Origin of the sequence: Sorangium sp. So ce836 (genome assembly GCF_028553905.1) — a bacterium.
Taxonomy (GTDB): Bacteria; Myxococcota_A; Polyangia; order Polyangiales; family Polyangiaceae; genus Sorangium; species Sorangium cellulosum_D.
The window spans coordinates 10,760,236-10,781,072 of sequence record NZ_CP102233.1; the positions used below are offsets into that span (position 1 = coordinate 10,760,236).

Annotated in this window: 12 protein-coding genes and 1 pseudogene; 7 read left to right on the forward strand and 6 right to left on the reverse strand. The window is 74.4% G+C overall.

The genetic code is table 11. The features are described 5' to 3' along the window. Position 1 precedes the first annotated feature (1 nt). Together NQZ70_RS39290 and NQZ70_RS39295 are read right to left on the reverse strand one after the other, a co-directional pair. On the reverse strand, positions 2-1,141 hold the full coding sequence (locus NQZ70_RS39290) for a glycosyltransferase (protein WP_129578805.1): 1,140 nt from the start codon (positions 1,139-1,141) through the stop codon (positions 2-4). Positions 1,142-1,393: 252 nt separating this feature from the next. Next, positions 1,394-3,307, reverse strand: a complete 1,914-nt coding sequence (locus NQZ70_RS39295) for a glycoside hydrolase family 2 protein (protein WP_129578806.1) — start codon at positions 3,305-3,307, stop codon at positions 1,394-1,396. 374 nt (positions 3,308-3,681) lie between these two features. On the opposite strand from NQZ70_RS39295, the gene clsB reads away from it, so the two are divergent. The 3 genes from clsB to NQZ70_RS39310 all read left to right on the forward strand — a co-directional run bounded on the left by clsB (position 3,682) and on the right by NQZ70_RS39310 (position 6,981). Further along, positions 3,682-4,830, forward strand: a complete 1,149-nt coding sequence (gene clsB / locus NQZ70_RS39300; RefSeq protein WP_237244450.1) for a cardiolipin synthase ClsB — start codon at positions 3,682-3,684, stop codon at positions 4,828-4,830. Between the two features lie 115 nt (positions 4,831-4,945). Continuing rightward, complete coding sequence (locus NQZ70_RS39305) at positions 4,946-5,785, forward strand: MoxR family ATPase (protein WP_129578807.1); 840 nt, start codon at positions 4,946-4,948, stop codon at positions 5,783-5,785. 2 nt (positions 5,786-5,787) lie between these two features. Beyond that, entirely contained in the window at positions 5,788-6,981 is a 1,194-nt protein-coding gene (locus tag NQZ70_RS39310; protein WP_129578808.1) for a VWA domain-containing protein, read from the forward strand. 36 nt (positions 6,982-7,017) lie between these two features. Here NQZ70_RS39310 and NQZ70_RS39315 read toward each other — a convergent pair whose 3' ends face one another. The 3 genes from NQZ70_RS39315 to NQZ70_RS39325 all read right to left on the reverse strand — a co-directional run bounded on the left by NQZ70_RS39315 (position 7,018) and on the right by NQZ70_RS39325 (position 11,785). After that, complete coding sequence (locus NQZ70_RS39315) at positions 7,018-7,881, reverse strand: Uma2 family endonuclease (protein WP_129581839.1); 864 nt, start codon at positions 7,879-7,881, stop codon at positions 7,018-7,020. An 82-nt stretch (positions 7,882-7,963) separates the two neighbouring features. After that, positions 7,964-8,653: a sensor histidine kinase gene (locus tag NQZ70_RS39320; RefSeq protein ID WP_129578809.1), complete on the reverse strand. Its 690-nt coding sequence runs from the start codon at positions 8,651-8,653 to the stop codon at positions 7,964-7,966. A gap of 108 nt (positions 8,654-8,761) precedes the next feature. Further along, complete coding sequence (locus tag NQZ70_RS39325; RefSeq protein ID WP_129578810.1) at positions 8,762-11,785, reverse strand: TIGR03960 family B12-binding radical SAM protein; 3,024 nt, start codon at positions 11,783-11,785, stop codon at positions 8,762-8,764. 412 nt (positions 11,786-12,197) lie between these two features. Here NQZ70_RS39325 and NQZ70_RS39330 point away from each other — a divergent pair, with 412 nt between their 5' ends. The 3 genes and pseudogenes from NQZ70_RS39330 to NQZ70_RS39340 form a co-directional block, all read left to right on the forward strand. After that, positions 12,198-12,959, forward strand: a complete 762-nt coding sequence (locus NQZ70_RS39330) for a GDSL-type esterase/lipase family protein (protein ID WP_129578811.1) — start codon at positions 12,198-12,200, stop codon at positions 12,957-12,959. Between the two features lie 109 nt (positions 12,960-13,068). Then, positions 13,069-14,514: a sigma 54-interacting transcriptional regulator gene (locus tag NQZ70_RS39335; RefSeq protein WP_237244452.1), complete on the forward strand. Its 1,446-nt coding sequence runs from the start codon at positions 13,069-13,071 to the stop codon at positions 14,512-14,514. 412 nt (positions 14,515-14,926) lie between these two features. After that, positions 14,927-15,160: pseudogene (locus NQZ70_RS39340) on the forward strand (PEGA domain-containing protein); the annotation flags it as partial. A gap of 595 nt (positions 15,161-15,755) precedes the next feature. Here the strand turns inward: NQZ70_RS39340 and NQZ70_RS39345 are convergent. Next, positions 15,756-20,306, reverse strand: coding sequence for a protein kinase domain-containing protein (locus NQZ70_RS39345; RefSeq protein ID WP_272826477.1), 4,551 nt, complete (start codon positions 20,304-20,306; stop codon positions 15,756-15,758). A 168-nt stretch (positions 20,307-20,474) separates the two neighbouring features. Here NQZ70_RS39345 and NQZ70_RS39350 point away from each other — a divergent pair, with 168 nt between their 5' ends. After that, on the forward strand, positions 20,475-20,816 hold the full coding sequence (locus NQZ70_RS39350) for a hypothetical protein (protein WP_129578815.1): 342 nt from the start codon (positions 20,475-20,477) through the stop codon (positions 20,814-20,816). Positions 20,817-20,837: the final 21 nt, after the last annotated feature.

Here is a 20,837-nt window from a genome sequence, read left to right on the forward strand (position 1 = left end):
CTCACCTCGCCGCCGCGGCCCGGCCGCGGCGCTCCAGGGCGCCCTCGAGGAGCCGCTCCATCCTGGCCCAGGTGGCGTCCCACGAGCGCTGCCCGAGGAGGTCGTCCACGCGCGCGAGCAGCGCGCCGCGCTCCTCGGCGAGGGCCGCCTCCACGGCGGCCACGAAGTCGCGGGGCGCGTCCGCGATGCGCACCACCCCGAGCTCGCCGTAGGGGTGCACCACGTCGCGGATCGACGTCGAGACGACGGGCCTGCCGCCGGCCAGGTACTCCGGCGTCTTCGTGGGGCTGATGAACCGCGTGGCCTCGTTCCGGGCGAAGGGCAGGAGCGCCACGTCCCAGCCCCCGAGGTACGCGGGCAGGTCTTCATACCGCTTCTGCCCCAGGACATGGATGTTCGGCGCGCGGGGCAGCGTCGCCGGATCGATCTTGGCCACGGGCCCCACCAGCACGATCTGCCAGGCCGGCCGCAGCGCGGCCACGGCGGCGAGGAGATCGAGGTCCATGCGCTCGTCGAGGACGCCGAAGAAGCCCAGGCGCGGCCTCGGGATCGCGGCCTGGTCCTCGGGATCCGCGCGGGAGGCGGCCCGCGCGCGGGCGAAGTGCGCGACGTCGACGCTGCTCGGGAACGCGTGCACGCTCGGGTGCAGCGCGCGCTTGGCCTCGTAGAGGCTCGCGCCGCCGGCGAAGACGAGATCGGCGCGGCGCAGGAGCTCCGCCTCGCGCTCCTTGAGCGCCGGGGGCGCCCCGGCGAACGCCGAGAGCTCATCCATGCAATCGTACACGATCGCCGCGGGCGCGAGGTGCCGAGAGAACGAGAGCGCCACCGGCGTGTAATACCAGAGCACGCAGTCGCTGATCGCGTGGCGCTTCATCATGCCGTCGAGGAGCTCGCGTTGCATGGCGGAGGCCCGGGGCGGCGCGGCGCCGGGGGGGAGGTGCGGAGTCGCGACGCAGAGGCCCTTGTGCTGGGTCGCCGTCTCCTCGAGGCGCGCGGGCGCGCCGTCGAACACCGGCTCTTCGAAGAAGAAGACCCGGCGCCGCCGCGCGCAGCGCGTGAGCAGGTGCTGCGGCCTCTGAAACACGAAGCTGAAACGCAGGTGCGAAAAGCAGATCACGTCCGGCTGCGGTCTCGCGCTCATCGGTCCCTCCCGCTCGCATCTCGGTGTGCACCTGGGTCGCATCCCGGGCTTCGAACAAGCGCTATTCAAGGAGCATGCCCGCAAGCGCGCCGCGGCGCGGCGTCAGCGCTCTTCGCGCGGAGCCGCCCGCGATTGCCGGTCGAGGGCGTGTCCATGTCGAGGAACAGGCCCGAGACCCCATTGCAGCTGGACGAGATGGGGGGGTCGGCCCACGCGCGGCAGCGCTCCAGGCCGGCCGGCGCCCCGGCGCGGCTACCCGCCGTCCTCGACCAGGGGATCGAGCACGCCCTCTGGCCGAGGCCCCTCGCGTCCTCGGAGCTCCAGGTAGTCGGGCTGCGGGTACCCGGCGACGCGGCCCCGCGTCGCGGCGGCGATCTCGTGGAGCGGGAACTTCGGGGTTCGATCCGCGTAGAGAAGCCCGTTCGCCTCCTGGTACGTGTCGGCGAACTGCGTGTAACAGAAGCCGCTGAGCAGCTCGACCGAGCGCACGGCCGCGAGCGGGCTCTCGTAGGCCCGGGCGAACGACCTCGGGTCGTTGTAGAGCGAATAGCCCCAGATACCCGGGGTGCCCTGCCGGAGCGCGATCCCGCCGAACTCCGACAGGACGATCGGGAGGTCGCTCACCCCGCGGTGGCCGTCGAGCACGAGGAGGCGCCCGCCGGGGCGCTCGCGCTGGAACAGCCGGGGCCGGACCTCCTCGGCGTGGTAGCGCCGCGCGATCCGCTCCGCGTCGGCGTCGTAGTCGTGGATCCCGATGATGTCGGTCGCGACGCTCTCCCAGCCGTCGTTGCCGACCACGGGGCGGGTCGCGTCGAGCGTCTTGGTGAGGTGATAGAGCGCCTCGACCCAGTGGCGCTCCCGGGCGTTGTCCGGCAGGTTCGGCACGCCCCAGGACTCATTGAACGGCACCCACGCCATGACGCATGGGTGGCTGTAATCGCGCTCGATCACGTCCGTCCACTCCCGCGTGAGGCGCTCGACCGACTGCGCGGTGAAGCGGTAGGCGCTCGGCATCTCCTCCCAGACCAGCAGGCCGAGCGTATCCGCCCAGTAGAGATAGCGCGGGTCCTCGATCTTCTGGTGCTTGCGCACGCCGTTGAAGCCCATGGCTCGCGCGAGCTCCACGTCGCGCCGGAGCGCGTGATCGTCCGGCGGCGTCATCCCGGTCCCGGGCCAGTAGCCCTGATCCAGCACCATCCGGAGCGGGAGCGGCCTCCCGTTGAGCACGACGCGATCGCCCTGGATCGCGATCGAGCGCAGCGCCGTGTAGCTCCGGACGCGGTCGAGCACCTCCCCGTCCCGGCCGAGGAGCTCGAGCTCGGCCTGGATCAGGATGGGGCACTCGGGGCTCCACAGGAGGTGGTTCCGGAAGTCGTCGATCCCCGGATCGGAGAGCGCGATGCGCCGGTGCGCCTCGCCGGCGACGATGGCGTACGTGTCGTCGGCGAGCAGCGCGTCGTCGCTGTGGAGCCGAACCCTGAGGCGCAGGTCGTCGCGCCGCTCCCCAGCGATCCTCACGTAGCAGTCGATCTCCCATCGCGTGAGGCTCGACGCCCAGCGCACCGCCCCGATCGACGTCCTCGGCACGCGCTCCAACCAGACGGTCTGCCAGATCCCGGTCGTGCGCGGATACCAGATCGAGTGCGGCTCTCGCTGCCAGTCCTGCTTGCCGCGCGGCTTCGCCAGGTCGGAGGGGTCGTCCTCGGCGCGGACGACGATCTCCTTTGCCCCTTTCGCGCCGAGGACGTCGGTGATGTCGACGCAGAACGGCGTGTAACCGCCGATGTGGCGCGCGACCACGCACCCTTCCACCCAGACGGTGGCCTCGTAGTCGACGGCGCCGAAGTGCAGGACCAGCCGCTCGCCGTCGCGGAGGTCGGGCGCCTCGAACGTCCGCCGGTAGAAGCAGGCGCAGTAAAACCCCATCTCCCCGACCCCGCTCTGCTCCGTCTCCGGCGAGAACGGGACGTCGATGACGCGATCCCACACGACCTCGGCGGGCCTCCTCCACCTCGCCTGCGGATCGAGCGCGAACGCCCATGTCCCGTTCAGGGAGGTCCACCCGGCGCGCCGGAGCTGCGGCCTCGGATATCCGTGCGCGCGGCCGCCCGCGCTCGACAGCTCGTCCTCCGCGGCGTGTCGCTCCTTCGCTCGCCTCGGTGCCATCGCGTGACGCCTCCTCCCTCCGCACGAGCCGCCGGACCGAACCGCGGAGTCGCGGCGCTCCTCGTCAGGCGCTGGATGATGCCCGTGCGCACGGCGCAAGTCCAACCGCTCCACTCAAATAGGCCCGCTGCATCGCCCGGCCTGTCCCCCCGTCGACCGGATATCAAAGCAAACCCCACTTTTCCTGTTCACGCCAACCTCCCTTTCCCAAACACGCTCACTCGGCCCGCTCGTCACCACGGTAGGCCCGAGGAGGGGGCGTTCGTCGCGCGGTGTTGGGGACGGGCCCCCCGGATCGACGATCGGCCGATGCCGCCCCCCCCGCCCGCGCTATCATCGCGGCGCCTCACCCGAGCAGCCCGGCCCCTCGCTGCATGTCCTCGCCCCCTCCCGCGTCCACCGCGCCCGCCTTCGCCGAGATGACCGTCGGCGCCCACCGGCTCGCGCTCCTCAAGGACGGCGCCCAGACCTACCCGGCCATGCTCGAGGCCATCGCGCGGGCCCAGCGCACGATCTGCCTCGAGACGTACATCCTGCGGGACGATCGCACCGGCCGGCGCTTCGCCGAGGCGCTCATGGACCGGGCGGCGGCGGGCGTCGAGGTGAGCGTGCTCTTCGATGCCTGGGGCTCGTCCGTCTCGTCATCGTTCCTCGACGGGCTCCGCCGCGCCGGCGTCCGTCCCCTCGCCTTCCGCCCCCTCGAGCTCTCGGCCCCCTTGGGGAAGGTGGCCCGCCGCGACCACCGCAAGGCGCTCATCGTCGACGGCTCCGTCGCCTTCACCGGCGGCCTCAACATCTCCGACGACTACGCCGCCCCGGAGGACGGCGGCGCCGGCTGGCGCGACACCCACCTCCGGCTCGAGGGCCCCGCCGCGGCCGAGCTCCAGTACTTCTTCCTGCGCACCTGGCAGCGCGCCGGCGGCGCCCCCACCGACGATCAGCGCTACGGCTACGCCGAGCGCAGGCCCGACCCCGCCGTCCAGATCATCAGCAACGACCTCCCTCGCCGCAGGCACCGCCACGGCATCCGCGACGCCTACCGGTACGCCATCGAGCGCGCCCGGCGCCGGATCTTCATCACCAACGCCTATTTCCTGCCGCCGCTCCGGGTCATCCACGCGCTCTCCGCCGCCGCGCGCCGCGGCGTCGACGTCAGGATCATGGTCGCCGGCACCACCGACGTGCGCGCGGTCCTGCTCGCGTCGCGCACCATCTACGGCCACCTCCTCGACGCCGGGGCCCGCATGCTCGAGTGGCGCGGCCGCGTCCTGCACGCCAAGACCGCGGTCATCGACGGCGTCTGGTCCACCGTCGGCTCCACGAACCTCGACAGCCAGTCGCTCCGCATGAACCTCGAGGCGAACGCCGTCATCTCGCACCGCGGGTTCGCCGGCGCCATGGAGCGGATGTTCGCCGACGACCTCGCCCACTGCCGCGAGATCACCGCCGCGCGCTGGGCCCGGCGCCCGCTCTGGGAGCGGGCGGCCTCGTGGACAGCCTACCTCGCGCGCGACTGGCTCTGACCCCGGCGCGCTCGTTCGACGACGTACCACGTCGTTCCACGTCGTTTCACGTCGTTCCACGTTTCGCCCGGCCCGCGCGCCCCGCCGCGCTCGCCGGCGGGTGCTATCGTTCGGTATGTCCGACTTCCGCCGCTTCCGCGGCACCGAACGCTACCTCACCAACGAAGCGCTCGAGGCCGCCGTCAACTGCGCGCTGGTCCTGGAGCGGCCGCTCCTCGTCAAGGGAGAGCCCGGCACCGGCAAGACGCTGCTCGCCGAGGCCATCGCGCAGAGCCTGTCCGCCGAGCTCATCCCCTGGCACGTCAAGAGCACCACGCGGGCCCAGGACGGGCTCTACGTCTACGACACCGTCCAGCGGCTCTACGACGCGCGCTTCGGCGACGGCGACGTGCGCGACATCCGCCGGTACATCAAGCTCGGCCCCCTCGGGAGGGCGTTCAGCGCCGACAGGCGCGTCGTGCTCCTCATCGACGAGGTCGACAAGGCCGATCTCGAGTTCCCGAACGATCTCCTCCACGAGCTCGATCGGATGCGCTTCCGCGTCGCCGAGACCGGGGACGAGATCGTCGCCCGGGAGCGGCCCGTCGTGATCATCACCAGCAACAACGAGAAGGAGCTGCCGGACGCCTTCCTGCGCCGCTGCGTCTTCCACTTCATCGATTTCCCGGAGCCGGAGCTCATGCGGGACATCGTCCGCGTCCACCACCCCGAGCTCGATCGGGCGCTGGCCGATCAGGCGATGCAGGTCTTCTACGAGATCCGGAAGAACAGCCGGATCCGGAAACGGCCCTCGACGAGCGAGCTCATCGACTGGATCGCCGTGCTGCGCAGGGCGGGCGTGAGCGAGGTGAAGCTCGACAAGACGCTGCCGTTCCTCGGCGCGCTGCTCAAGAAGGAGCAGGACCTCGCGGCCCTGGCCGATCAGCTGGCCGGCGGCAAGCGGTACCGGTCGTAGCGATGTTCGTCGAGTTCCTCTACGAGCTCCGGGCCCGCAAGGTCCCGGTCGGCGCCCAGGAGGCGATCGGCCTCGCGCGCGCGCTCGCCGCGGGCCTCCACGAGAGCTCGCTCGACGGCTTCTACCACGTCGCGCGGGCGCTCCTGGTCCACTCCGAGGCGCACCTCGACGACTTCGACCTCGCGTTCGCCCAGCACTTCCGCGGCGTGCACGTGGAGGCCAAGGCGATCGCGGAGGAGCTCCTCTCGTGGCTCCGGGATCCGGTCAAGATGCGCGCCCTCTCCGAGGAGGAGAAGGCGATGATCGAGGAGCTCGACCTCCCGGAGGTGCTCCGGCGGTTCGAGGAGCGCCTCCGCGAGCAGCGGGAGCGCCACGACGGGGGGAACCGGTGGATCGGGACCGGCGGCACGTCGCCGTTCGGCCGCGGCGGGTTCAACCCGAGCGGCATCCAGGTCGGCGGCTCCGCGGGCGGGCGGAGCGGCGCGGTGCAGAACGCCGACGCGCGCCGCTACCGGCCTTACCGCAGCGATCTCACGCTCGACGTGCGCCAGATCGAGGTGGCGCTGCGCAAGCTGCGCGCCTTCGCGCGCGAGGGCGGCGAGCGCGAGCTCGACGTCGAGGCGACGATCGACGCGACGGCCAGGAACGCGGGCGAGATCGAGATCGTCACGCGGCCCCCGCGCCGGCCGAACACGCGCGTGATCCTGATGATGGACGTGGGCGGCTCGATGGATCCCAGCGCCGCGCTCGTGTCGCAGCTGTTCAGCGCGGCGAAGCGCGCGACGCACTGGAAGGAGCTGAGGAGCTACTACTTCCACAACTGCGTCTACGAAAAGGTCTACAAGACCGAGGGGCTGCAGGAGCCCGTGCCGGTGCGCGAGCTCCTCCGCGAGTGCGGCAAGCAGCACAAGCTCGTGATGGTCGGGGACGCGTCGATGGCGCCGTACGAGCTGCTCGGCTCGTCGGGCTACGGCGGCGCCTCGCTCGACGCCGACGCGCGGCTGCCCGGCGTCGCCTGGCTGATGATGCTCCGCGAGCATTTCGACCGCGCCGTGTGGCTGAACCCGGACGGGATCGGCCCGTACCCCCACCCGACCATCGACGCGATCAAGGGCATCTTCCCGATGTTCGCGCTCACGCTCGAGGGCCTGGGAGAAGCCGTCTCCGAGCTCGTCCGCGGCCGCGGCCGCGGCTGAGCCGGCGCGGCGCGCGGGCGCGGGTCGACGGGCGCGTCAGCGGGCCGCGCGCCTGAACACCTCGGCCGTGGTCGACGCCACCAGGGCGCGGTCGAGCCAGCCATCGAGCTCGCGCTCGCTCCTGCACGACGCGATCTTCGCCGCCGCCGACTTCGTGAGCCGCAGCCCTCGCCGATCGAGGACGCGCCGCAGCGCGTCGCGCTTGCCCTCGAGGATCCCTTCCTCGCGCCCCTCTTCGCGCCCCTCTTCGCGCCCTTCCTCGCGCCCCTCTTCGCGCCCTTCCTCGCGCCCCTCTTCGCGCCCTGCAGCCAGCACGGCGTCGAGGTCCTCGTAGCCGCGCCGCTGGAGCAGGTTGGTCAGCGTGGCCTTCTCCGCCTCGCTGCGATCGTAGAGCGCCTCGACCGGGAACGCGTTCTTCAGGATGCCCGGCGCGCTCAGCCGCTGCCCGGGGAGCACGACGCGCATCTTCCGTCGGTGCTCGTGCACCTCGACCCGCCGTGGACCGTTGAGGCGCACCACCCACACGAGCTTCGTGCCGGCCGCGAGCAGGTCGCCGATCTTCTTCGAGAGCTCCTCCTCGTCCTGCCCCACGTCGGCGTACTCGATGGCGAGCTCCGGTACCCCCTTCACCCAGCCGGGCCGGTCCGGCACGTTCCCCACCGCCACGTCCGGCGCCCGGAGCGTGCCCGGCCCCAGGGAATAACCCGTGTCCACGCCCGCCTCCTTGACCGCCGGATCCCAGCCGACGACCGAGCTGCCCAGGTGGTTCGGCCCGGAGCCTCGCCCGCCCGTGGGGGCGCAGTACACGGGGTGGCCGTTCGACAGCTCGTACGGATCGCCCGAGCGGAGGTGCTCCGGCCGAAACGGGCCGCGTTCCGCCGGACGGCGCCTGGCCTGCATGGACATGAGAGGACGATAGCACGCGGGCGGCGCGCCCCGGCGAGGCGGCGCTCCCGGCCACGGGCCCGGCCGGCGCCCCCGGCTACTGGTTCGGCAGCCACATGCGGAACGCCGTGCCCGTGCACCGGCCCGTCGTCGCCGTGATATCGCCGCCGTGCGCCTCGATGATGACCCGGCTCAACGCGAGCCCGAGGCCGGTCCCCTTCACCTTGGCGGTCACGAGCGGCTCGAAGAGGTGGTCGACCACGCAGGGGTGGACGCCGGGGCCGTTGTCCTCGACCTCGAGGTACGTGCGCTCGTCGCCTCGCCACGCGCGCGTGACGATCGAGCCGCCAGGGGCGTTGTCGAGCGCCTCGATGGCGTTGAGGTAGAGGTTCGAAAAGACGCGCTCGAGCAGGATGGGATCGCACAGGAGCGTGAGGTCGGCCGGCGCGACGGCGACCTCGAACCGGACCGCCGTGGGCAGGACCAGCGCGTGCCGGGCGCTCTCGATGAGCTTGCCGACATGCGCCGGCTCGCGCCGCAGCGGCTCGCCGCGCGCCAGCCCGAGGACGCTGCCGATGACCTCGTGCGCCTTGCGGATCTCGCACGTCACCCGGTCGAGGTGGCGCAGCAGGCGAGGCCGATCGTCGAGGTCGCGCTGCGCCAGGTAGAGCGACGACTCCGCGACCGCGAGGGCGTTGCGCAGCTCATGGGCGACGCTCGCACCAACCGCTCCCGCCGCGGCGAGGCGCGCGGCGCAGCATTCGGTCTCGTGACCCTCTTTTGCCATAAAGCGGACCGCAGCGTAGCCGATCCGCGGGCGATCGCCCGCGCGCTCCGCGGGCGACGCGACGACGTCACCCGGAGGATCTTTGCGGTGCGACCGTCCCGGGCCGGCTCACTCGGCGTCCGCGGCGAGCGCGAGGGACGGCGCCGGCGCCGGGGCCGATTTGACGCGGCGCGCCCGCTCGAGGTCGAAGAGCGAGAAGCGCTCGCCCGCGGCGGCGCCCGACGGCGCGGCGCGGCCGAACAGCTGAAGCCGCACGGCGCGGTGCGGCGGCGGCGTGATCGCGCCCGGCGCCTCTCCGGGCTCGCCCGCGATCACCGCCGCGACCTCGGAGGATTTCACCGCCCCCGAGCCGCGGATGTCGACCTCGACCTCGAGGGCGACGAGATCGCCGACGAGCCCCGCTTGCGCGAGCGCCGAGAGCACGTCGGGCCCGCCCACCTCGGCCCGCACCAGGTACTGGCGCACGTCGACCATCTTCGCGAGCCGCTCGATCTCCCGGCGGATCGGGAGCGACGCGGCCGAGAGGGCGGCGCTGCAGCGGGCCGCGAGGACCGCCTCGGCGTCGGCGCCGATCGCCGAGCGCGCGAACGCGAGCGCGTAGCGCGCGCCGGCGATCAGCTTGCTCAGGGCGGGGTCTTCCGGGCCGAGCTTCACGGCGCCGCGGAACACGAGCCCGCGGGGGCTCGCGGCCGACATCGAGGCGACGAGCGCCTCGAGCGCGGCCGGGTCGAGGTCGCGCTCGAGGCGGAGGTCGACGTACTCGTCGAGGCTGATGACGCCGAGCGAGAGCGCCGGCGAGAACGTCATGTCGGGCTTCGGGTGGAAGCCCGCGGTGTAGGTCATCGGCGCGCCGACGCGCCGGAGCACGCGCGGCAGCTCGCGCACGACGTCCAGATGGCCGAGCAGCGCCATCGGGCCGGTCTTCTCGAAGCGGAAGCGGTAACGGAAGCCGCCGCGCCCCTTCGGCGCGGGCCCGCGCGGCTTCGCGCGCGGGGGCGCCGCGGCCTCGGCGCGGGCCGGATCCTCGGCGCTCTCGCGCGGGAGCTCCGCCTCGCCGGCGGGCGGGGACTCCGCTTCGACGAGGTGCGCCGGCCCGGCGGGCGAGCTGGCGGCGGCAGCCGATGGCGGCGCGGCGCCTGCCGGCGGCGGGGCGGCCGCGTCGGTGAGCACCGGCAGCGAGCGCTTGTGGGCGCCGAGCCGGTCGAGGAAGGTCAGCCGCTCCTCGCGCATCTGCGTCATGTCGCAGGCGACGCCGCAGTCGTAGCAGACGAGCCGCCGCGTATCGGCGCTGGCGTCCTCGAGGTTCGTGTGGTGCACGAACGTGCCGGCGACCTTGCCGCACGGCGGGCTGAGGCGGCTCTGGAGCGCCTTCCTGTACTCCCGCGCGAGGAAGCCCTCCTCGAGGCCGACGTCGATGTGATCCCACGGCAGCCGCGCCGTCACCGGGAGGGTGCCGAGGTACCTCGCCCGGTCGACGCCGAAATGCGAAAACGCCTCCTCCCACACGGACAGCTTGAGCTGATCGTCCCACGAGTCGAAGCGGGCGCCGCTGCGCCACGCGCGCTCGAGGACGTCGGCGAGGGGGCGGTCGCCGCGGGCGAAGATGCCCTCGAGGACGCTGGCGTGGGCCTCGTGCGTCTTCAGCGTGACGGCGCGGTACGGCCGCACCGTGTCCTTGAGCAGCTGCTGCTTGCGCCCGACCTCGGCGAGCGTGTCCATCGCCGCCCACTGGAACGGGGTGTGCGGCTTCGGCACGTGGGTCGAGACGCTGACGGTCACGTCGACCGGCTTGCCCTTGCCGGCCGCCCTCCGCCCGGCGCCGGCCGCGCGGGCGCCCGTCTCGACGATGCCGCGCACGTCCTCGTCGGTCTCGGTCGGGAGGCCGATCATGAAGTAGAGCTTCATCTTGCCCCAGCCGCGGCTGAACACGCGCTCGGCCGTCTCGAGGAGCTGCTCCTCCGTGACGTTCTTGTTCACGACGTCGCGCATCCTCTGGGTCCCCGCCTCGGGCGCGAAGGTGAGGCCCGTGGCGCGCACGCGCTTGAGCTCGTCGAGGAGGTCGGGCTCGAGCCCGTAGGCGCGCAGCGACGAGACGCCGAGCGAGATGCGCTCCTTCGTGAGGCGCTCGGTGACCTTCTTGACGAGCGGCGAGATGCACGAGACGTCGGCCGTCGACAGCGCCGTGAGCGAGACCTCGTCCTGGCCGGACCTCTGCACCGCGCGCATCACGGTGTCGACGATCTGCTCGGGATCGCGCTCGCGGACCGGGCGGTAGATCATGCCGGCCTGGCAGAAGCGGCACCCCTCGGTGCAGCCGCGGGCGATCTCGATCGACATGCGGTCGAAGATGGCCTCGGGGCCGCCGGTGGGGCTCTCGTCCGGGAACGGGTAGCGGTTCAGGTCGACGAGGGCGCGGTCGACGGGGAACGGGATGCCGTCGACGAGCGGGCGGTCGACGACCTCGAGGCCGGTGTCGGGGTCGAGCCGGGTCGCGTAGAGCGAGGGCACGTACACCGCGCCGAGGCGCGCGATCGCGATGAGCCGCTCGCGCCGCGGCACGCCCTCGCGCTTCAGCCGGGTCCACGTGAGGGCGACCTCGGTCGCCTTCTCCTCGCCGTCGCCGATGACGAGGGCGTCGAGGAAGGGGGCGATCGGCTCCGGGTGGGTCGCCGTCGGGCCGCCCGCGATGACGATCGGGTCGTCCTCGCCGCGGTCGTCCGCGCGCAGGGGGACGCCGCCGAGGTGCAGCATCGTGAGGATGTTGGAGTAGGTGAGCTCGAACTGCAGGGAGAAGCCCACGATGTCGAAGTCCCGGAGCGGCCGCGCCGACTCGAGCGAGACGAGCGGCAGCCCGCGCTCCACGAGCTGCGCCTCCATGTCGATCCATGGCGCATAGCAGCGCTCGGCCAGCGTGCGCGGGTCGTCGTTCAGGAGCTTGTAGAGGATCTTGAAGCCGAGGTGGCTCATCCCGATGTCGTAGACGTCGGGGAAGGCGAGGCAGACGCGCGCCTCGACCGACGCCCAGTCCTTCACGACCGAGCCGACCTCGCCGCCCGCGTAGCGCGCGGGCTTCTCGACCTGATCGAGAAAGGAGGCGTACGGGTGGTCGGCGAGCAGGGGGAGGCTGTCCATGGCGCCCCGGCGCGTAGCATGGCCGGCGCGCGGCGGCACCCGCGGGCCCTGGGCTCCGGAGGAGACGGGCGCCCCCGACGGGCTCGGCCATGTGTGCGCCCGCCGCCGCCGCCGCCCGCCGGCCGGGCTGGCGCCGCGCGTCGCGGCGTTGGCCGAGCGTCCGCCGGCGGCGGAGCAGCCCGCGGCCCCGCGCCGGCCGGCGGCGGTTGTGCAAGCCGTTGTGCAACGCCGTTGTGCAACGGGACAGAGGCGCTTGCACCAATCGCGCAGCGCGCGACCGCTCGTGAACGCCGTCGCGCGGCGACAAGGCCGCTCTCCGGCGCCGCCGGGCGTGGCACGCGAGCTGCCATGAAGCCGAGCGAGCCCGTCATCACCCCTTCTTCCACGCTCCCAGGCTCACGGAGGTTCCTCGATGCTTCGTTCATCCGTTCGCTCGCTGTTCATCGCCCTCGCTTGCCTCGCTGCCTTCGCGCTCTCGTCGGCGTCCGCGCGAGCGACGTGCCGTATCGAGCCGTTCGGCGACTCGATCACCCAGGGAGTCGGCTCGGCCGTGGGCGGCTATCGCTACGCCCTCGTCACGTGGCCCCCGCTCGTCGGCGGGAGCCCGCTGGCGATCCAGATGGTCGGGGCGCAGATCGATACGACCTTCCCCGGGCTGGTCCTGGCCAACCAGCACTACCACTCCGGGGTCCCGGGCTGGAGGAACGACCAGCTCGCCGCGGTGGCCGGGGCCCTGCCCGCCTACCCCGTCTACCCGGGAGGCCTGCCGCCGAACATCGTCCTCGTGCACGCCGGCACCAACGACATCCACCAGGGCGCGACCGCCAGCACCGCCGCTTTCCGCTTGCAGCAGCTGCTCGTCGCCCTGTCCACCAAGTACCCGGCCGCGAAGATCATCGTCGCGAAGATCATCCCCTTCGGGCTGCAGCCGGAGCACGTCGTCAGAAACCAGGTCGTCGTGCAGTACAACAGCGCCATCCCCGGGATCGTGACCAACCTCAACGCCTTTTATCCGCCGAGCAGCCCGAAGTTCTTCATCGCCGATATGCACGCTTATTTCCCCACGAACCACCTCTGGCCCGACGGGATCCACCCGACCGACCAGGGCTATTACGAGATGGGGGTGCGCTGGAGCATGTCGATCCAGGCCGTCGCCGGCCTGGCCGGCTGCTGAGCGCGCGCCTCGCGGGGGCGCCCGCCGCTGGGCGCCCCGCCGGCGGACGTCCGGGAAGAGCCACGCGACGGTCGCTCCCGGCCCCTCGTTCGAGGGTATCCTCGCCCGGGTGAGCATCCCCCCCCGACACCCCCGCTCGAGCGCTCCTCCGGCGCCCCCGGCCGGGGCGGCCGTCGCCCCGCTCACGCTCGCCGTGTTCGCGGGGGACGAGCTCGTCGTCCACGCCCTGCCGGCCGAGGGGCGCGTCACCATCGGCCGCTCCAGCGAGAACGACATCTGGATCAACCACCCTTCCGTGTCGCGGCGCCACGCCGTGCTGCACCTCGATCCGCCGCTCCGGCTCGAGGACCTGGGCGGCGCCAACGGCACCTACATCCGCAGCGCGCGGGCGCCCGTCGCGCCCGGAGAGGACACGCACCCGCTCCAGCCGATCTCGCGGCAGACGGTCGAGGTCGCCGTGGGCGACAGCATCACCCTCGGCACCGCGATGCTCTCCATCCGCCGCGATCCGCGTGAGGCGGCCGCCGGCCCGCCGCTCCTCACGGGCTCGGGCATCGTCGTCGGCGCCCCCGTCATGCGTGCCCTCCACGAGCAGGCCGCCCTGATCAGCAGGAGCCTGATCAGCGTCCTCTTGCTCGGCGAGACCGGCGTGGGCAAAGAGGTCCTCGCCCGGGCGATCCACGACAGCTCGCCGCGGGCGTCCAGGCCGTTCCTGGCGCTCAACTGCGCGGCGCTGTCGGAGTCGCTGCTCGAGAGCGAGCTCTTCGGCCACGAGAAAGGCGCGTTCACCGGGGCGACCGAGGCCCGCCCGGGGCTGTTCGAGGCGGCCGCCGGCGGCACGGTGTTCCTCGACGAGGTGGGCGAGCTGCCCCCGTCGACGCAGATCAAGCTCCTGCGCGTCATCGAGGCGCGGCAGGTGCTGCGCGTGGGCGGACGCGCGCCGCGCAGCATCGACGTGCGCTTCGTCTCGGCCACCAACCGGGATCTCGAGGCGGAGATGGAGCGCGGGGCCTTCCGGCAGGACCTGTTCTTCCGCCTGAACGGCGTCGCGCTGACGATCCCGCCGCTCCGCGAGCGCGTCGCGGAGATCGGCCCGCTCGCCCAGGCCTTCGCGGACAGCGCCTGCCGGCTGATGGACCGCCCTCGGCCGCCCGCCCTCTCCGCCGCGGTGCGCTCGGCGATCGAGCGCTACCCGTGGCCCGGCAACGTGCGGGAGCTGCGCCACGTCGTCGAGCGCGCCGTGGTGCTGTGCGCGGGGGAGACGCTGCTCCTCGAGCACCTGCCCGACAAGCTGAGGGCCCGAGGAGAGCAGAGGCCCGCGCCCGGCCCGGCGGGGACCGCCGGAGACGCCCGCGCCAGCGCGGACACCGGCGGCGCGGCGCGCGAGCGGCAGCGGCTCGACGCGGAGGCGCGCGAGCGCGAGCGGATCATCGCCGCCCTCGAGGCCTGCGGGGGCAACCAGACCCACGCCGCCGCGCAGCTCGGGATCTCGCGGCGCACGCTCATCAACCGGCTCGAGGCCTTCTCCCTCCCGCGGCCGAGGAAGAGGACCTAGCTCGTCGCGTCCCTGGTGTGACCGCACGCCAGGCTCTGTTACGTTCGCCCGCGTGCTCCCCGGGAAGGGCGTCCTCGCGCAGGCCATCACCGCCGTTGCCGTGGTCGTCGCGGTCACGGGAGGGGTCGCGCTCGCGGCGCCGCCCGCCGAGGCGCCTCGGGCCACGCCCGCCGAGGCGACAGGCGTCCCGGATGCGGCCAGGGCGCGCGCCCATTTCGAGCAGGGCGTGGCGCTGCTCGGCGCGAGCGACTGGGCCGCCGCGCTCGGCGAGTTCCTCCTCTCTCGGCGGTTCTACCCGACCCCCAAGGCGACCAACAACGCCGCGGTCTGCCTGCGCGAGCTCGGGCGCTTCGACGAGGCCCTCGAGATGGTCGAGTCCCTGCTCGCCGAGTTCCCGGCGCTCTCGCCCGAGATGCGGATCGCGGCGGAGAGCGAGGCCGAGCGCCTGCGCGACCTGGTCGGAGCGGTCGCCATCGAGGGCGCCGAGCCCGGCGCGACGCTCCTCGTCGACGGGCGCCGCCGCGGCGAGCTGCCGCTCCGCGCTCCGCTGCGCCTCGACGCGGGCAGCCACCGGATCCGCGTCGTCAAGGAGGGGCTCGAGCCCTTCGAGGCGACCGTCGAGGTCGAGCCTCGCCGGACGGCGCGCCTCGACCTGCGCCCGCGCGCGATCGCGAGCGCGCGCGGCGGGAGCGAACCGGGGATCGAGCGACGCGGGGGGGCGCCCGCGCAGGAGCGCGACCCCCGCGCGCCGGAGAGGAGCGCGCGCTCGCGCTTCACGATCGAGCTCGCGGGCGCGGCGCTCGTCACCCCGACCTTCGGCGGCGCCATCGCGGGCGCATGCGGCGAGGGCTGCTCGCGGTCCCCTGGTCTGGGAGGCTACGCCGCCGTCCGCGGCGGCGTGCGGCTCGCCCCCTGGCTCGGCGTCGGCCTCGCGCTCGGCTACCTCGCGGCCCATCAGACCGTGAGCGGGCGCGCCACCGCGATCCAGCCCGTCGGCCTCGCGCCGAGGCCCGGCACCGCGGACGACATGCTCAAGCTCCGCGGCGTGCTCGCGGGCGCCTGGGCCGGCGTCACGATCGGCGAGCGGCCCTCGCTTCACCTGCGCCTCGGGGCGGGCGCCCTGGCCGGATCGATCGGCGACCGCCGGACGGGCACGTTCTCTTCGCGCGCCGAGTCGAGCTATCGCGTCGGGCCGGTCGGCGACGCGCCCTCGGCGACATTCGCGTGCCTCGCGCCGGAGGTCAGGGTCGGCGTGCGGGCGGGCGGGCACGTCGAGCTGACGGCCGGGATCGAGGGGCTCCTCCTCGTGGGGCTGTCCCGTCCGAGGTGGCGGGCGACGCGCCTCGTCGATGCGGCCGAGGACGGCGCCGCGACGTTCGCCGGAGACGATCTCGCCGGCCGGGTGCTGCTCGGCTTCGCGCCGGGCGTGGGGGCCTCGTATGCGTTCTGAGCGCGATCGACGCCGGGACAGCGCGACGGAGATCGGCGGCATCGCGCCGTGCACGCGGCGCGCGGCCGCGCTGGTGCTCCTCGGCGGAGCGCTCGCCGGGTGCGTCGCCGAGCTTGATGGCGCGCCGTCGCCGCAGGGCTCCGGCGCCGGCGGTCAGGCGGCGGCGCCCGAGGAAGAGCTCTGGCACCTCGCCGGGGGGATGGGCACCCCCCGCGCCGGTCACACGGCCACGCTCCTCCCGGACGGCCGCGTCCTCATCGCCGGCGGCGGCGGGTGGATGGCCCCGCCGGTCGCCGGCGCGGAGCTCTACGATCCGGAGCGCGGCGCCTTCCTGCCCGCAGCGCCGATGCGCGAGGCCCGCGGGAAGCACACCGCAACGCTGCTCCCGAGCGGCGAGGTCCTGGTCGCCGGGGGCAACCAGTGCGATTGGGGCGGCCCCCTGGGCACGGCGGAGCTGTACGATCCCGAGCGCGATGCGTGGCGGGCCGCGGCGCCGATGGAGACGGCGCGCACATGGCATACGGCGACGCTGCTGGAGGACGGCCGCGTGCTGGTGACGGGCGGCATCGACTGCGCGTCGGTCGCGATGACCAGCGCCGCGGAAGTCTACGACCGGACGACCGACGCCTGGACGCCTACCGGCGCGATGATCGTGTCGCGCGGGATGCACACCGCGACGCTGCTGGAGGACGGCCGCGTGCTGGTCGCGGGCGGTTTCCACGTCGAGGGCGGTGCGGCCCTCCCGCTTCAGACGACGGAGGTCTACGATCCGGATGCGGGCACCTTCTCGCCGGGGCCCGTGCTCGGCGAGCGCCGCGTCTTTCACGCCGCCGCGCTGCTCCGCGACGGGCGCGTGCTCCTGGCCGGCGGCGGGCCGAACTACTCGGTCAGCGCGGACATTTACGGTTCGCGAGGCGGCCCCGCGATCACGCCGGCGGGCCCGCTGGAGGTCCACCGCGCGATCGCCGCGAGCACCCTGCTCGCGGGCGGCGAGGTGCTCGTCGCCGGCGGCACGTACCCGGACATCGACACCCTGGCCGAGGCGTTCGATCCAGAGACCGATCGCTGGGCCCCTGCCGGCTGGCTGCGCGTCGCGCGCTACCTCGGCACCGCGACGCTGCTGGGGAGCGGCGAGGTGCTGGTCGCCGGCGGCTTCCCGACCCCGGCATACTGGAACCTCGTCGACACAGCGAAGTCGGAGATGCACGCGAGCGCGGAGCTGTTCCGCCCCCGGACCGGCGGCGCCGCATGCGCTGGAGCGTTCGAGTGCCGGAGCGGCTCCTGCGTGGACGGCGCCTGCGCCTGCGCCTCGGTCGACCACTGCGCCGCGGGCTCGGTGTGCGATCTCTCGGGGCGGTGCGTCCCGCGGCCGAGCGACCAGGACCTGAGCGGCTGCAGCCTGCCCGCGGGCGCGCCGCCCGGCGGCGCCGCGGCGCCGTGGCTGGCCGCGGGCCTCGCGGCGCTGCTCGCGGCGCGCCGGCGAGAGGCGCGCCGCCCTACCACGTCGTCTCCACGTCCAGCGCCGGGCGCGGCGCCGCGCTCGGCTGAGCCGGGGGCGGCCCGCTCTCGACCCAGTCCGTCTCCACCCTGAGCCCGGGCCTCGCGCCGGCCGCCGGCGCAGGGCCGGGCGGCTCGTCCCGCGGCGCCGGGGCCGCCGGCGGGGCGGCGCGGACGGGCCCCGCGGCGCCGGCGGGGCCGGGGGAGCGCCCGCGCGCTGCCGGATCTGCTCCTGCAGCGCGAGCACGGCCTCCTTCGTGGGCGAGTCGGCCAGATCCCGGAGCAGCTGATCGATCCTGTCCTGCGCCTTCTGCACGTTCCGGGTCTGCTCCTCGGCGAGCTCCCGGCTCGCCTGCTCCTTGCGCAGCGCCGCGAGGACCTCCGCCTCGCGCGCCCGCACTTCCCGCAGGTACGCCGCGCCGAAGCTGGCGCTCGCGAGCACGACCGCGGCGACCGCGCCGGCCCCGAGCAGCGCGGCGCGGCGCTCGGCGCGCCTGCCGGCGTCGAGGAACGCGGCCGCGCGCGGCGAAACGCGGAGGTCGCCGCGGCGCCGCAGGGCCTCGCCGAACGCGAGGCGGCGGCCGCGCCAGAGCGTCGCGTCGCGGGGCGACGCGCCCCACCGCGCCGCGTCCCGCTCCAGCTCCTCGGCGAGCAGCCGATCTTCGCGCGCCTCGGCGACCCAGGCGCGCAGCCGCTCCCACCGCGCGAGCAGCGACTCGTGCGCGAGCGTCACGCCGCCGTCCGCGGCGACGATGAGGCGGGCGCGCTCGAACGCCTCGAGCGCCTCCTCGCAGGCGGGCCCCGCGCTGCGCGCGAGCTCGGCGCGCGCCCGCGTCGCCCGCGTCCCCTGGGGCGTGGTCAGCGCGAGGAGGACCGCCCGCGCCGCCTCCGCCTCCGTCTCCGCCGCGCCGGGCCGCCCGCCGGCGAGCGCGCGCAGCGTCGCGTCGGCGTGCCGCTCCAGCGCGCCGGCGATCCCGCCGATGGCCCGGAGGCCGGCGCGGGTCACCTTCCTGTTCAGCGCGTCGCGCTTGTCCCAGAGCTCGGTCAGCGCGAACTGGACGAGCGGCATGGCGCTCGCGGCCTCCTTCAGCTCCGCGGTGAGCTCCTCCTTCAGCGCGTCGTCCTCCAGCGTGTAGCCGTAGGCGGCGAGCGCCTGTTCGAGGACGGCGACCCAGGCGAGCTCGGAGATCGGCTCGATCAGCACGGAGCCCCGGACGAGCACCTTGCCGAGCGGCCCGAGCGCGAGGAGCGGATCGAGCCAGTCGCGCCGCGCGGTGACCAGCACGCGCACGCCCGGGATCGCGTGCTCGGCCAGGCGGCAGAGGAGCGCGACCGCGAACTCCCGGCCGCCGGGCGAGGCGACGGTCGCGAGCTCCTCGAGCTGATCGAGGAGCAGGACGAGGCCGCGCTCCTCGGCCTGGGCCCGCGCGGTGAGCGCCGCGACGATCTCCTCGGGCATGAGCTCCGGCGCGCGGGGGATGAACGGCGAGAGGGCGGCGGTCACCGCGGCGCGCGGGTCCGCGCCCGGCTCGGCGACGGCGCGGTCCCAGCGCGGCGGCCAGGCGCCGAGCGCGCCCTCGCCGACGGCGGGCAGGACGCCGGCGCGGGCGAGGCTGCTCTTGCCGCTGCCCGAGGGGCCCACGAGCGCCACGACGCCCCGCGAGCGGAGCATCTCGACGGCGGCGGCGACCTCGCTGCGGCGACCGAAGTAGACGTCGCGGTCGGCCTCGTCGAACCGCCCGAGCCCGCGGAACGGCCCGACGCTCTCCGGGGGCAGCGCCCGCTCGCCGCCGGCGAGCTCGCCGCGGATCTGCTCGAGCGCGATCGCCACCGGCTCGGCCCAGGCCGGGCGATCGCGGCGATCCGGCGAGAGGAGCGCGTCGACGAGGCGGGCGAGGGCGCGCGGCGCGCCGGGCGCGACCTCGAGCAGCGGCGGGGGCCGCGCCCGCCCGTCGAGGATCTCGCCCGAGAGCGAGAGGCCGCCCGCGGCGGGGAGCGCGGCGGGCACGCGGCCGGCGAGGCACTCGAACAGCGTGGCCCCGAGGGCGTAGAGATCGCTCGCGGGCGCCGCGGGCGCGCGCGTGGCGAGGATGACCGGATCGATGTAGCCGAGCGTCCCGAAGATCGGCCCGAGGGCGTCGGTCGGCTCGGCGGTCGCGCCCGCGCCGGCGGAGAGGATCCCGGCGAGGGTCGTGCCGCTCGAGCGCACGAGCGCGTGGGGCAGATCGGCCAGGCGGGCGCGCTCCGGCTCCCGATCGGCGGCGGGCGCGCGGGGGATCGGCGCGTCCGCGGCGGCGATCCCGAAGTCGATCAGCTTGTAGACGCCCGCGGCGTCGACGATGTTGGCCGGCTTGACGTCGCGGTGGACGAGCCCGGCGCGGTGGACGGCGGCGAGGGCCGAGGCGATCGCGATCCCGAGGTCGAGCGTCTCGGCCACGGTCAGGGTCCCTCGCGCGGCGAGCGTGCGGTCCAGCGAGACGCCGGCGACGTGCTCCATGGCGAGCGCGATCACGCCGTGCTCCTCGTCGACGGGGAGCGCGTAGAAGCGCACGACGCTGGGGTGCTCGACCTGGCAGAGCAGCCGCGCCTCCTCGATGACGCTGCGGCGCCGGAGGGCCGCGGCGGGGCTCGGGTCCCGGCCGGCGAGGTCCGGGCCGGGCGCGTCGAGGGCGAAGAGCTTGACGGCGGCGGTGCGGAGCTCGGTCCCGCCGTAGCTCTCCCTGGCCAGCCAGACGGGCGCGAAGCCGCCGCGGCCGAGCGGCTCGATCAGCAGGAAGGGGCCGAGGCGGCGCTCGGGATCCGGGCGATCGAGCAGGCGGGCGATCGAGGGGGCGACGGGGATCATGGCTCGCGGGTCCGGCGGTCCCCCTCAGGAGAACCGATGGGCCGCCCGGTTGCACGCGCCTCGGACCGCCCCGGGCTCCGGGCCGCCCGCCGTCGCGTCCGGCGGCGGCGCCGGGGCCGCCGCGGGCCCGGAGCGGCGCCGCGGCCGGCTTGGGCTATGCTCAACCCCGTGCGCGAGCGGGATGCCCACCACGTGGAGATCGATCGGCAGCGGCTCGTCGAGTACCGCGATCCCAGCGAGTTCGACCGGATCGCCTTCGCGATGCGCGCGCTGGACCGCCTCCGGCCGAAGCGGATGACCGTCGCCGTCTACCCGGCCATCGCCGCGCTCCGCGTCGAGCGCGGGAGCAACCTGCAGCGCGGCGAGGGGGGCTCGTGGGCGATCGTCGGCATCCCGCCGCACGCGAGCCGCGAGCACATCGCCTACGCCCTCGCCGAGCTCGCCGGCGTCGAGTCGGTGCCCTACGCGGTGCAGAGCCTCCTCGCGGCCGACAGGAACGCCGAGGCCTAGGCGCAGCGCGGTCGTCACGCG